General features: G+C 39.3%; 13 protein-coding genes. 11 read left to right on the forward strand and 2 right to left on the reverse strand.

All coding sequences use genetic code 11. The annotated features are described in order from the left end of the window. The first annotated feature begins 650 nt into the window (after window positions 1-650). On the forward strand, window positions 651-1,304 hold the full coding sequence (locus IZT61_RS05115) for a hypothetical protein (protein WP_196100110.1): 654 nt from the start codon (window positions 651-653) through the stop codon (window positions 1,302-1,304). 328 nt (window positions 1,305-1,632) lie between these two features. Here IZT61_RS05115 and IZT61_RS05120 read toward each other — a convergent pair whose 3' ends face one another. Continuing rightward, on the reverse strand, window positions 1,633-2,835 hold the full coding sequence (locus IZT61_RS05120) for an MFS transporter (protein ID WP_196100111.1): 1,203 nt from the start codon (window positions 2,833-2,835) through the stop codon (window positions 1,633-1,635). 101 nt (window positions 2,836-2,936) lie between these two features. Between IZT61_RS05120 and IZT61_RS05125 the strand changes: the two genes are divergently transcribed. From IZT61_RS05125 to IZT61_RS05145, 5 genes are all read left to right on the forward strand, one after another. Then, window positions 2,937-3,494, forward strand: a complete 558-nt coding sequence (locus IZT61_RS05125; RefSeq protein WP_196100112.1) for an NADPH-dependent FMN reductase — start codon at window positions 2,937-2,939, stop codon at window positions 3,492-3,494. A 352-nt stretch (window positions 3,495-3,846) separates the two neighbouring features. Next, window positions 3,847-4,449 (forward strand): outer membrane beta-barrel protein, encoded by a 603-nt coding sequence (locus IZT61_RS05130; RefSeq protein ID WP_196100113.1) that lies wholly within the window; start codon window positions 3,847-3,849, stop codon window positions 4,447-4,449. A 307-nt stretch (window positions 4,450-4,756) separates the two neighbouring features. Continuing rightward, entirely contained in the window at window positions 4,757-5,674 is a 918-nt protein-coding gene (locus IZT61_RS05135) for a hypothetical protein (protein ID WP_196100114.1), read from the forward strand. A gap of 391 nt (window positions 5,675-6,065) precedes the next feature. After that, entirely contained in the window at window positions 6,066-6,323 is a 258-nt protein-coding gene (locus IZT61_RS22180) for a hypothetical protein (RefSeq protein ID WP_230383862.1), read from the forward strand. 2 nt (window positions 6,324-6,325) lie between these two features. Next, window positions 6,326-6,502 (forward strand): hypothetical protein, encoded by a 177-nt coding sequence (locus IZT61_RS05145; protein WP_196100115.1) that lies wholly within the window; start codon window positions 6,326-6,328, stop codon window positions 6,500-6,502. 92 nt (window positions 6,503-6,594) lie between these two features. On the opposite strand, the gene IZT61_RS05150 is transcribed toward IZT61_RS05145, so the two are convergent. Then, window positions 6,595-7,038 carry a PepSY-like domain-containing protein gene (locus IZT61_RS05150; RefSeq protein ID WP_196100116.1) on the reverse strand — a complete coding sequence of 148 codons (444 nt, stop codon included), beginning with the start codon at window positions 7,036-7,038 and terminating at the stop codon, window positions 6,595-6,597. Window positions 7,039-7,208: 170 nt separating this feature from the next. Here IZT61_RS05150 and IZT61_RS05155 point away from each other — a divergent pair, with 170 nt between their 5' ends. From IZT61_RS05155 to IZT61_RS05175, 5 genes are all read left to right on the forward strand, one after another. Continuing rightward, on the forward strand, window positions 7,209-7,688 hold the full coding sequence (locus IZT61_RS05155) for a VOC family protein (protein ID WP_196100117.1): 480 nt from the start codon (window positions 7,209-7,211) through the stop codon (window positions 7,686-7,688). Window positions 7,689-7,736: 48 nt separating this feature from the next. Next, window positions 7,737-9,512 (forward strand): UvrD-helicase domain-containing protein, encoded by a 1,776-nt coding sequence (locus IZT61_RS05160; protein ID WP_196100118.1) that lies wholly within the window; start codon window positions 7,737-7,739, stop codon window positions 9,510-9,512. Between the two features lie 181 nt (window positions 9,513-9,693). Beyond that, window positions 9,694-10,818, forward strand: a complete 1,125-nt coding sequence (locus tag IZT61_RS05165; protein ID WP_196100119.1) for an SPFH domain-containing protein — start codon at window positions 9,694-9,696, stop codon at window positions 10,816-10,818. Window positions 10,819-10,889: 71 nt separating this feature from the next. Continuing rightward, window positions 10,890-11,978, forward strand: coding sequence for a DNA helicase PriA (locus IZT61_RS05170; protein ID WP_196100120.1), 1,089 nt, complete (start codon window positions 10,890-10,892; stop codon window positions 11,976-11,978). An 800-nt stretch (window positions 11,979-12,778) separates the two neighbouring features. After that, entirely contained in the window at window positions 12,779-13,159 is a 381-nt protein-coding gene (locus tag IZT61_RS05175) for an HYC_CC_PP family protein (protein ID WP_196100121.1), read from the forward strand. Window positions 13,160-13,231 lie beyond the last annotated feature (72 nt).

Here is a 13,231-nt window from a genome sequence, read left to right on the forward strand (position 1 = left end):
AAATATATAAGCACCAACCGAGAACGGTCGCCGCCATCAGAATGAGTGTAAAAGACTAAGTAGTTGAGATGACAGGTTTTTCACCGAATCGCCATTGCCCCAAAGGGCTACTTTGTAGCGAGGCCGGGTTTGTGTAAGCCAACCTGTGCCAATTTTTCATCGGTAAGCAATCTGATTTTACCAAATGATATGGTTTCCCGAACAAACCTATGGTGTGGAGCCATCTTTAAAGTTTATTACATTGCACAGAAGCATCCAAATGAGAGCCAACTTTTTCAGACTTCAACGATGAACGGTCGTCATCCTCAGCTTGACTGGGGATCTTGGTGCGCAAAACTGAGGTGCCTTGCATTAATCCCCGTACGTACGGACAATGTCATTTAGTTAAGCAAGATGGGTGTCAGTCTGAGCGGAGTCGAAGACCTTTTCTATAGGATAAAGAAAAAAATATTTGTCCTTCGAATACGCCCAGGATGACAATATTTTTTGTTTTATCCTTAACTAAATAGCATTGGAGACGTGTCCACACGACGAGAAAGGCCGCGACGCGCTGTGCCTTGCAATTATTATCCTGCGTATTAGCGTGATGTATACGATTGTTTTTCATTTCAAAAATGATTAATATTGATTACACACAAAAACACACACAAATGAAACCTAAATTAATCATTATGGCGCTGCTATGCGTCTTTAGTTGGCGCAGCTATGCCCAAACTGAAAAGGGCGCTGGCCTGGCAGGAATAAGCGCCAGCTTTGGCACTTCGAAGCAAAATAGTACTACACCTGCAATTAACACCTTGACCTTAACGCCGCGAGGTGGCTACTTTATTAAAACCAATTTGGCTATTGGGCTAGAAATCCCTTTAAACCTCTCTAAACTTCGGAGCGAAGACTACACCAGATGGGATGAGGAAGACGGCGAGTACGAAGATGTAAGCGGGATAAAAGAATTTAGCTTCGGCATTTCTCCATTTATCAGAAAATATGTAGATGTAAGGCCACGCTTCAGGTTTTTTGCCCAGGCAAATTTATTGCTGCAAATTAACACTTTTAACCGGGTAGATGCGCAGGGCTACTTAATCCGAACGGATGTGCGACCAAAAGGTTTCGGTGCGAGCCTGACCCCGGGCTTTACCTATTTCGTTTCTGACGATTCGAGTATCGAGTTTTCATTCCCAATCTTAACCTTCTTTCATCAAAATTACTATGCTTCAGAGTCGCTGTACAATTTCGACAGGAAAAACAACCTGCGATTTCCGCTCGAGAACTTTACACCGACTTTTTCACTAAATTTTCATTTTTAAATCGGATAACCACCCCCAATCTGCCGAATCGGTCGGGATAAACTCCTTTAAAATGCAGCAACTAAATCTTACTTTGATCTTTTTGTGATTGATTTTCAATAAATTAAAACAAAAACAACTAATTATTTAGTTTTATTTCGATTTTTTATTTTAATATTGAATATATAAAAACTGGATGATACTGGTTTCTACAGCAAAAGCGAAAATACTGTGTTCAACTTAACAAGCCAGGGTTTATCAATAACCTCAGATTTAAGATCTATATTCTATTTTAACCTCTCAAAAACTCAACTTCAGGCCTATCCTCCTAAAAAAAGGATAGGTTTTTTTATTTCTTTTTGGTCTCTATGTTGGGCAAAAACCCCGTCAACAAACCAATTAAAGGCAAAAAGGAGCAAATATTAAAAACATAGGCAATGCTTTTCGCATCGGCAAGTTTACCCAGCAATGCCGATCCTATTCCTCCCATTCCGAAAGCAAAACCGAAAAAAAGACCAGCTACCAAACCTACCTTCCCCGGGATCAGCTCTTGTGCGTAAACCAGAATTGCCGAAAATGCCGATGAAAGAATCATTCCGATAGGCACAATTAATACACCGATCCAAAACAGATTGGCATAAGGCAGCAGTAAGGCAAAAGGTGCGGTTCCGAGTATCGAAGCCCATATTACGTATTTACGGCCTATCCTATCCCCTATCGGTCCGCCCAGCAAAGTTCCCGCCGCAACCGAAAACAGAAAAACAAACAAATAAACCTGCGACGTTTGAACGGAAACATGGAATCTACTAATGAGGTAAAAGGTAAAGTAATTGGTTAAACTGGCCATATAAAAGTACTTGGAGAAGATGAGCAACAAAAGTATGCACACCGAAAAAATTACTTTTCGCCTCGAAAATTGATTTACAACTGCTTCAATGCTGCTTTTTTTACTTCTCGATAAAACAAATCCTTTGTACCAATTGCCCACAAAAGTTAAAATAACGATGGCCATCAGGGCGATAAAAGAAAACCAGATTACGCTGAACTGTCCGTAGGGCACAATAATCCAGGCGGCTAGTAACGGCCCCAGCGAACTTCCTGCGTTTCCGCCCAACTGAAAAACCGATTGCGCCAAACCTTTCTTCCCACCCGAGGCCGCATGGGCCATTCGCGAGGCTTCGGGATGGAAAATTGACGATCCGATGCCAATCAATGCTACCGAAATCAACATGGTATAATAGTGTTGCGATTGAGATAAGGTGATTAATCCCGTGAGTGTAAAACCCATACCAATCGCTAACGAATACGGCTGTGGCTTTTTATCGGTATATAAACCCACAAAAGGTTGTAATAGCGATGCAGCCATTTGAAAAGTTAATGTAATTAAGCCAATCTGCGAAAAACTCAAGCCATAATTTGCTTTAATGATGGGGTAAATGGCGGGAATGAACGACTGAATGGTATCGTTTAATAAGTGCGAAAAGCTTAAAGCAAATAAAATCGGGAAAACGGTTCTTTCCAGTAACCCTTGGGTGGATGTATTGTTGATCATAGCGAGATTTGAGTGTCAAAAATAGCAATTAAATCTTCGTTTCGTTAACGCAGTGTCCTTGCGGCGCCAAAACATTTTTAGTAGATGTGGGTTTTATTGAAATGGAAAAGAATAAACGAATTGTGGGCTTATGCGGTAGTTTGCGCAAAGGATCGTATAACGCCATGTTATTAAAATTTGCCGGAACATTGGTACCTGAGGGAATTGATTTTGAAATTGTTCCTTTTGATGATGTTCCTGTTTACAATGCAGATTTGGATACGCCGGAAGCGGCTGAAAGACCAACAAGTGTTGTTAGGTTTAGAGATGCACTGGCCAAAGCGGATGCTTTTATTATTGCCTCACCAGAGTATAATTATTCCATTCCGGGCGGATTAAAAAATGCTATTGACTGGGCAAGCCGCGGAAAAGATGCGCCACTGATGCACAAACCTGTTGCCATGATGGGTGCCACGCAAGGGATGTGGGGAACTGTAAGGATGCAAACTGCATTTTTGCCGGTTTTTACTTTTTTAAATATGAACCCTGTTTTGCAGCCCGAGGTTTTAGTTGCGCAAGCTCAAAACAAATTTGATGCAGACGGGAATTTAACTGATGAAATGGCGGTTGGCATCATCAAAAAGAAAATTGAAAACTTGTTGGCGGCATGCAGCGTATAACCCGACAAATTTTCCCTCCGGTTGTAACTAACGCCAAACCTTCCGAATAAAATCTTCGCAAAATGATGCCAAAGCATCCGATTTTAGTCTGACATTTCTACAAAAAAAGTCAGATTGTCAATTTGGCATGCTTTAAAAATTAATCACTCGATTAACTTTTGGTCACGCAAAAATAATATTGATTTAACACTAATTTTATATCTAATTAGGCATTAAGCACTTGCTTAAAAACTGATTTTTTCATGACGTTTAAAATATTTTTTTGGCACTAGTGTTGACTTTTAGCCGAATATAGTCAGAAATTAAAAAAGTAAAACGACTATAATTTTTAACACAAATAATTAATAAAACGATGAAAAAACTATTATTATCATTAGTAGCAGTAGCAGGTTTAATGTACAGTGCAAATGCACAGACTGAAAAAGGAAAATTCATTTTAGGTGGTAATGTTGGCTTCAATTCTACAAAAGTAGAAGGCGCAGCAAAATCTGACGTAAGCTTTAGCATTGTGCCAAGTGCTGGCTACTTTGTAAGCGACAATTTTGCGTTAGGTACCGGTGTTGGTTACACTTACAATAAACAAGTTAGCAGATTACAATTAAACGAAGCGTTTGTTGTTGCCCCTTTCGGCCGTTACTATGTTGGCTTATCTGATCAATTTAAATTCTTCGGACAACTATCGGTTCCAATGGCATTCGGAAACAACAAAGTGGTTGATTTAGACGGTAATGTTGGCGAAAAATACGCTTCAACAACTTCAATCGGTGTTAACTTAGCTCCAGGTTTTGCATTCTTCCCAACTAAAAGAATTGGTATCGAAGTTTCGGTTAGCGGTTTAAGCTACAACAACCTTAACGTTAAAAATGAACTTACCGGCAACGAAGTTACTTCAAACTCGTTTGGTTTAAATGCAGATACTTTTGCACCAAAATTAGGCGTACAATTTCACTTTTAATCTTTGGCCCCGGCAGCTCATGCCTGGGCCAAATTTATTTTGCCTTTTTTTAAGAGAGCGTTTCAATTTAATTATTGGAGCGCTTTTTTGGTTTGTACCGAAGCATAAAAAAAGTCTGTTATAATGGTCTCACTTTTTCAACCATTGAAAACGCGATGAAATGAAACTCATTTTGAAGTCTGTTACGGCTTCCCGTAATTAAAAGTTGTTTTGATATTCTATTTTTGACGGATCTAAATATACTCGTGAATTCTACTGTAAAAAGAACCTTTACAAATAAACGGACAGACTCAAAATATAGATATATATGAACAAATTCAACATTTCACTTTTGTTGACATTAACAATTTTTCTGACTTCCTGTGACAAGTCATATAAATACATTGAAAAGGTTAGCGAAGAAAGTATTTTAGGTGGAACACACATAAAAGAGAAGGACGAAACGATTATAAAAGCTAAGGACGACTCGACTGCATACTTAGAAGCATTCCAGAAGTTTTGTATTTCTGTTAAAGTTAACAGGGATATGGCTCAATCAATGGGTAAGACATACTCTACGCCAATAAGCTTTAAGCTTTTAAATAACAAAGGGGAAGACATAACAAAAACGACATTGTTTGCAAGCCGAACAAAACGGGAAAACGAAATTGAAAACGAAATTTTTTCGATGAAAAACAGCATTCAAGATGCCGTTGATAACAACAAAAAAGAGAAAGCAGAAAAATTTAAGCAAACTGCAAAGTTAGATTCAGTAAAAATTAAAAAATTAAAGCAATTCTTTAGAGTTCGTAAAGACGAATTTTCTCCAACCCGAACAACTTGGTATGAACCTAAATCAGCTCCGAGATATATAAATAGAAATGGGTTATATTGCTATTTTCAATCAGAGAACGATATACCAAGCAATTTAAGATTTAGAATGCAATATTATTCGGACGATTGGTTGTTTTTTAGGAAAGTACAATTCTTAATAGGCAATAAAGCGTATGAGTATGTTCCTATGAACACAGAAACTGATAATGGTGACGGTGGACATATCTGGGAATGGTTCGACGAAAGCATACGTGAAAGCGATAAAGAATTAATTAATGCTTTAGCGAATGCGAAATCGGCTAAAATGAAATTGATAGGAAGGCAATATTTCGACATAAGAAATATAACAAAAGAACAAATGAAAGACATCAAACGAACCTTGGAATTGTATCAAGCGATGGGCGGAAAATAAAATGCAGCTACTGACATCGGTTTAGAAATATAATGACAGAACCGTCGCCAATCATAGTGTATAACACTCAAAACCACATAGAAAGTTGCAAAACACTAGCGTATTTAGTAAATTCGTAAGTGAGGAAACAAAAAGACATAGGTCTTGACTTTGAAATCGATGCGCTAACAAATTCTATTAGAAATACAATGTCTGGTGACAGCTTTCGAACAGATGTGTTACTCTGACAAAGTCGGATTTAAAACAATTAACTAAGAAAAACGGTTGGAATTTTAATTGGAAAAAGGAATTTAATGACAATAGTAAAGGGGTTTATAAACTAACTATTATTGAAAATCCGAATATCATTCAAGGTCTAATAAGTTTCACAGTGAACGCTGACCACATTTATATGGACCTACTCGAAAACGCACCCTTTAACTTAGGAAGTAATAAACTTTATGAAGGTGTTGCGGGCAACTTAGTAGCTTACGTTTGTAAAACCTCATTTGAAAATGGATTTGAAAGTTATGTTTCGTTTACTGCAAAAACGAGACTTATAGCGCATTATCAGAAAACATTGAATGCAATAGTTCTTGGTGGACAATTGATGATCATAAATACATTGGCAGCGAACATTTTAATTGATAAATATTTTAAAATTGCATAATCATGGGCTATATAAAAGAACCAGCTGGGATTGATTTCGTGATCAATGGAAAACCGCTGACAGATACACAAAAACAAACAATTAGCGAATTTATTAAGGCTGAAAAAAAGCGTTTGGCAAAAGTAAAAACCCTAAATTTGAACGACAAGAACATTCAGGTTAACACCGCTAACGGGTAACCTATTACCAAAGAAGTCAAGCTTTAAAAGCTTGACTTCTTCTTAATGTACGCCGCAGCCTTGCTCTCTGCATAACCTGAATCCACTCTTCTTTAATCGGCCAACTCCTTAACAAACTTACCATCGGCGGTGTACCAAACGTTAACATCGGGCGTACCCTCAATATCTACCTTGTACGAAATCTTCCCTCCGGTATTAATCAAATCTACATCATCAATTCTTCCTTGTGGATATTTAGCCTTGATATTCTTGACTATTAAAGCTGGCAACTGGCTATTTGGAATATCTTTTTCAAAGGATATGGCTTTCCCGGCTGAGGTGTAAGTCGCTTTATAATCTACTTTTGCCAGGTCAAAATCGGCTTCATAATTACTGCCTTTCATTTCCCAATCTACATCGGTTGCTTTTGGATAGGCTTTCATAAACGCTGATTTAACAGCCGCCGGAACCTTATTCTTATCTATATCTTGTGCATTGCTACTGGCTATTCCTGCTAACAAAAGGAATGCTGCCAAAAATGTACCCTTGTTTTTCATATTGAAACAACAGCATCAAGTTGGCAATTGTTTGAGCAGAAAACAATCGTTTCCTTTAAACACCTAAACGGAATGTTTCAACTAATAATCATTACATTTAAAATTGGGTTAGTCATTGTGTATATTTAACGTTAATTGCATCGTGCCATAATGCCCAATAATTTAAACAGATGAAAAAAACGTTATTAATAGTTCTCATAGTTACGGCATCTTTCATTTCGGGTTTTGCCTTTAAGGCTTTGATTGGCGGAGATAACTTAACGGAGCCGAAGCTTAAAAGGGTAACGGGCATTGGGGGTATTTTCTTCAAGTGCAAAGACCCAAAAAGGATAATGGAATGGTACCGCACGCATTTGGGATTAAATACGAGTGCCTACGGAGCAACATTCGAATGGTTTGAAAGCGCCGACAGCACGACGAAAGCACAAACACAATGGGCGCCGTTTTTAGAACGAACAAAATACTTTGAACCTTCGACAAAGGATTTCATGATCAATTACAGGGTTGATAATCTGAAGGCGCTTATTGCTGAATTAAAAAAAGAGAACGTAACCATTGTCGATTCGGTTTCTACTTATGATTATGGCAAATTCGTTCATATTATGGATGTGGAGGGAAATAAAATAGAGCTTTGGGAACCTAAGAAATAAGTGAAGGCGATGTGTTGGCAGCATTAAATATAACGCTTAAGAAAAATAATGAATTTTACAGCTGAACAAGTGGACATCATCAATTCGACAGGCAACATTAAAATAAATGCTGTTGCCGGTTCGGGTAAAACTACAACGGTTATCGCTTATGCTAAGGCGAGGCCAACAAGCAGTAAAATATTGTACCTGGCCTTTAACAAATCGGTAAAAATTGAGGCCGCTAAAAAATTTACCGAAAAGGGGTTGTACAATGTAAAAGTAGAAACTGCGCACTCGCTGGCTTACAAGCACATTGTATATCAAAACAACTACAAAGTAAGGGCGCAAGGATATAAGATCAACGAAATTGTGGATATTTTAAATCTGCAAGGCAATGATGAAAAACATACTGAATATGTTATCGCCAATCATATCAATAAATTTGTGGCTTATTTTTGCAATAGCGATAAACGAAAGGTGCAGGATTTGAATTACCTTGATACGGTAACGGATTTAAAGGCTCAGGCATTTGTTTCATCGTTCTACGCGTATATTGTTGCGCAAGCCCGGCTTTTGTTGAGTATGATGGATAAAGGTAAAATTGAGATCACACACGATTTTTATCTCAAAAAGTTTCAGCTTGCAAATCCAAAACTTCAGTACGATTATATTCTTTTTGATGAGGGGCAAGATGCGTCGCCTGCCATGCTCGACGTTTTCTTTAAGCAAAGTGCTACCAAAGTGATTGTTGGCGACACACATCAGCAAATTTACGGTTGGCGCTTCGCCGTTAACTCACTCGAAAAAGCCGATTTTAAAACCTTTCACCTATCAACCAGCTTTCGGTTTAGTCAAGATATTGCCAATTTAGCAATGGAAGTACTGCGTCTTAAAAAGCATCTCCATGCCTTTCAAACTGTGCCGATAACGGGGAAAGGTCGTGCAAAGAAAATCAAGACTAAAGCAGTTTTGGCGAGGACTAATCTTGGCCTCTTGCTTAAAGCTATTGAATACGTAACCGAGAAAAAGGATATTAAAAACATTTATTTTGAGGGTAACATCAACTCTTACACTTATGCTGACGAGGGTGCATCGCTGTACGACGTGTTAAACCTTTACAACGGCAAGAGGCATCTGATTAAAGATAAGCTGATCAGAGCGATGAAAACACTTGAAGAATTAGAGGATTACATCGAAAAAACCGAAGATGTGCAATTGGCGATGATGGTTGATATTGTTCGCGAGTATGGCAATAGGATTCCTGAAATCATCAAAAGCATTAAAGATAAACATGTTGATAATGATGAAAAAGAAAAGGCAGAAATGATTTTCTCGACCGTACATCGTTGTAAGGGCATGGAATATGACGCGATTCAGCTGGTAAACGATTTTATAACTGAAGAGAAGTTGGAGAAATACCAGGAGGGGAAGAAACCGGAAGAGCTAAACTTAACGAAACTGAATGAGGAAATTAACTTGCTGTATGTGGCGGTAACGCGAACAAAGAATAGTATTCACATTCCTGAAACCTTGATGCCGAAGGGTTTCCCTCCAGCTAAGCAAATTCATGTTGTAAAGGTTTCAGGCACTAATGAAAAACAACCAGCAAAAACTGTTAATGTTAGCAAACTTAAAGCTAAGGCCGAAAAAACCTACTCCGTTGAGGAAGCAAGAATAATTAATAAGGATGCTTATAAGCCATGGACTTCTGAACTGGATAACGAATTAACGGTGATGTTTTGCGAAGGCGTAAACCCGAAGGATATGGCCATACATTTTGGCCGGACAAGGGGAGCGATTTTATCACGGATTAAACAATTGGAACTTGAGCAATTGTACGGATAAAACGTGACGACAAACCGGACTCAGCAATTTTTTATTTCGCAAAGTAAAATTCCATCTTTTTACTAACTTTAAAACCATCGGCACCGAAGCACTGCTGATTTCCTATAACCGATGCATTACATAGGCGGTTGCAGGCAATAAAAAACGAATCTTAAATTAAACACTAAACCAAAACCAAACTATGGGCATTTTCGACAAAATAAGAGAAAAACTAAGTAATGAATTTATCGACATTATCGAATGGCTGGATTACACGCCCGATACGATTTGTTACCGTTTTGAGCGCTACCAAAACGAGATAAAAAACAACGCCAAGCTGATTGTTCGCGAAGGGCAAACCGCGGTTTTTATAAATGAGGGCAAAATGGCGGATGTTTTTGCACCCGGCACTTACACGCTTAGCACGCAGAACCTTCCGATTTTAGCTACCTTACAAGGCTGGAAATATGGTTTCAACAGTCCGTTTAAGGCTGAGGTTTATTTTGTAAACACGCATTTGTTTACTGATGAGAAATGGGGAACCAAAAATCCGATCACTTTAAACGATGATCGTTTTGGGCTGATCGAGCTTCGTGCTTTTGGAACTTATGCCTACCGGATAAAGGATGCCGGGAAATTTATTGTAGATATTGTTGGTACAGATAACAATTTCACCAATTTCGAAATCAACGAACATTTAAAAAGCCTAATTGCTACAAGATTTACTGATACCGTTGGCGAGGCAAAGCTTCCGATAGAGTTGTATGCCGCAAATACCAATGAGCTTTCTGAAACTTGTATGCAGGTAATGCAGCCCGATTTCCTTAGCGTGGGCATTTCATTAGAAAAATTCTTTATCGAGAATGTTTCGATGCCTGAGGATCTTAAAAAAGAAATTTTCGAATACAGCCGGATCGAGAAAGTTGATTTGGATAAGCTGACCAAATTTAAGACCGCTAAAGCCATTGAAGCTGCTGCTGCAAATGAGGGTGGCACCGCGGGCGCCGGTATGGGCATGGGCATGGGTTTTGCCATGGCACAGCAAATGGGTACGATGATGAACCCGCAAACCGGGCAACAGCAAACGGCTCAAGCGCACACAATGCCGCCACCTGTGCCTCAAACGGTTCAATATTTTTATGCGGCAAATGGCCAGCAGGCCGGCCCGGTAAGTTTTGGCGAGCTACAAACGTTGTTTGCAGGCAGAACGGTAAATAAAGATACGCTGGTTTGGAAAGCGGGACTTGCGGAATGGGTACCGCTGCAACAAGTAGATGAGCTTAAGCCGTTTTTAGGCGGCAGCACTCCTCCCCCGCTTCCACAGTAATAAAAAACTATCGATAATTTTGAATTAACAGCATACCTCCTTTAGCTATTTTAAGGCTGCACACCACTTTCATGGAAGATTACTCACCTCAAAAATCAGAGCTTAAAAAAACTTGCGTCAATTGCGGCGCTGAGCTTACCTACGCACCGGGAACTACGGAGCTGAAATGCGGATATTGCGGGTACAATGAATCCATTGCATTGCCAAAAAAAGATTTTGAGGAACTGGAGCTCAAGCCTTATCTGCAAAAAATGGGTTCGCAGCAGCATAGCGAAAAAATCAGTATGCTCAACTGCAAAAACTGTGGCGCCAATCAGCATATCGAAGAAAATTATAAATCGCTCTCCTGCATTTATTGTGGCATGCCGCTGGTTGTTGAAGACTCCTATGAGGAGGAATGGATTCTTCCCGGAGCGGTACTTCCATTTCAAATTGACCAAAGGAAAGCATTCGAGATTTTCAGAACCTGGGTTAAGGGGCTCTGGTTTGCACCAAATAATCTTAAAAAAGCAGCCCTCGATCCTGAAAAAACCCGAGGGCTTTACTTGCCCTACTGGACTTTTGATGCTGAACTGTATGCTAATTATACCGGCGAGCGAGGTGAATATTATTATGTTACGCGAACGGTTGGCAGCGGAAAGGACGAAAAAACAGTTCAGGAGCGGCGAACCCGCTGGTACGATGTATCGGGAAGTGTCTCGGGCTTTCTCGATGACACTTTAATAAAGGCTTCGAACCAAAGAACGGGTGTGGTTCCTCAAAAAATTGCTTTCTGGAATCTCGATTTGCTTAAACCCTTTGATAGTAGTTATCTATTGGGCTTTGTTACAGAAAAATACACCATCCCTCTTGTAACGGGGCACCAGCAAAGCAATGAGGTGGCTGAAAGCATTGCTGATGGCTGGGTTAGAAAAGATATCGGTGGCGATACACAACGGGTATCGTCGGTTGATATGAGGCTGACAAACGAAACGTTTAAGCACATTTTACTTCCTGTTTATATTAGCAGCTACCAATACAACGGCAAACGTTATGTGTTTTATGTTAACGGGCAAACGGGCGTAATATCCGGTCAAAGGCCACATTCTTTTTGGAAGATCTTCTTTTTTGTGCTTTTCATATTAGCCATAATTGGCGTTATAGCAATGTTTGCGGGTTAGATCGTCTCCGTCAGTTGAAACTGACGGCAATGAGCGCAATGAGCTTACAGATCACTAGCGAACTCGATGTGTTGGCACTTGCATTTATTGCCTTTTCCGTCAGTTGAAACTGACGGCAATGGAGCCGATGAGCTTACCGATCAGGAGCGAACTCGATGTGCTGGCATTTAATTTTCTTTCCCTTAGTGGAAACTGACGGCAATGAAGTTGGCTTGCAAAAAAATCAATATGAATGGCTTTTTATTGTTCCTGTCGTCTTTCCCATGCCCGCCCAATGTCATTTAGTTAAGGAAAATACAAAAAACATTGTCATCCTGAGCATTTCGGCCTGAGTTTGTATTGAGCCTAGTCGAAATGCTCAATACAGGCTTAGTCGAAGGGCGATGTTTATTTGTTTTTTCCTACAGATGAGGTCTTCGACTGAGTTTAACATTGTTAGGCATGACGCTATAAAATAGCCGCTTACGAACATTTAGTGTTTTTACATGTAAGCCTAAAGTTGACCACATAGAAACATAGAACACATCGCTTAGACATAAAAATCTATGTTTTCTATGTGCCTATGTGGTCAAAAATTTTTACTGTAAGCATTAATGTCACTCATATTGATTTTTAAATTAACCCTCAGGATGACAGCGTAAAACCAGTTGTCATTGCCCCAAAGGGGCCACTTTGTAGCGAGGCACGAAGCAGTCTGCTCTTCTACGACCTGAAAATGTTATAACATTTCATCGAAAAAGTATAACGGGCCTACCAAGTAACTATCTACTTTTGTAATTAAACAAACACCAGCATACACATTGAAACGTATTTTAATCATAGCTATTTTGACCGTTTATTCCATTGCATCATTTGGGATAAGCGTAAATCATTTCTACTGCTGTGGAAAACTAAAAGAGGTTTCACTTGCTGCCAATGTTGGCGCTAAATGTCTCGGTGAACAATCTTCAAAGGGCTGTTGTGAAAATAAAACGGTAACGGTAAAATTAAAGGCCGACCAAAAAAGTAATAGTCAATCTATTTTCCATTTCGACCCTCCTTTTCCGTCGCATTTGGTTTCAACAGCTTATTCTTTCTTCCCGAATGTGGCCATCGCTGCCCGTACACACGTTATTTATAGCGAGCCGAACCGCTCCGATCGACTTCCACGACATTTATTCTTCTGCGTTTTCATTATATAAGAACTGTTTAGGTCGAAATTCACCCCGTTTCCAATAGGCGTAAACGGGCATTATCACTATTCAATTACTTAA

This window comes from Pedobacter endophyticus, assembly GCF_015679185.1.
Taxonomy (GTDB): Bacteria; Bacteroidota; Bacteroidia; order Sphingobacteriales; family Sphingobacteriaceae; genus Pedobacter; species Pedobacter endophyticus.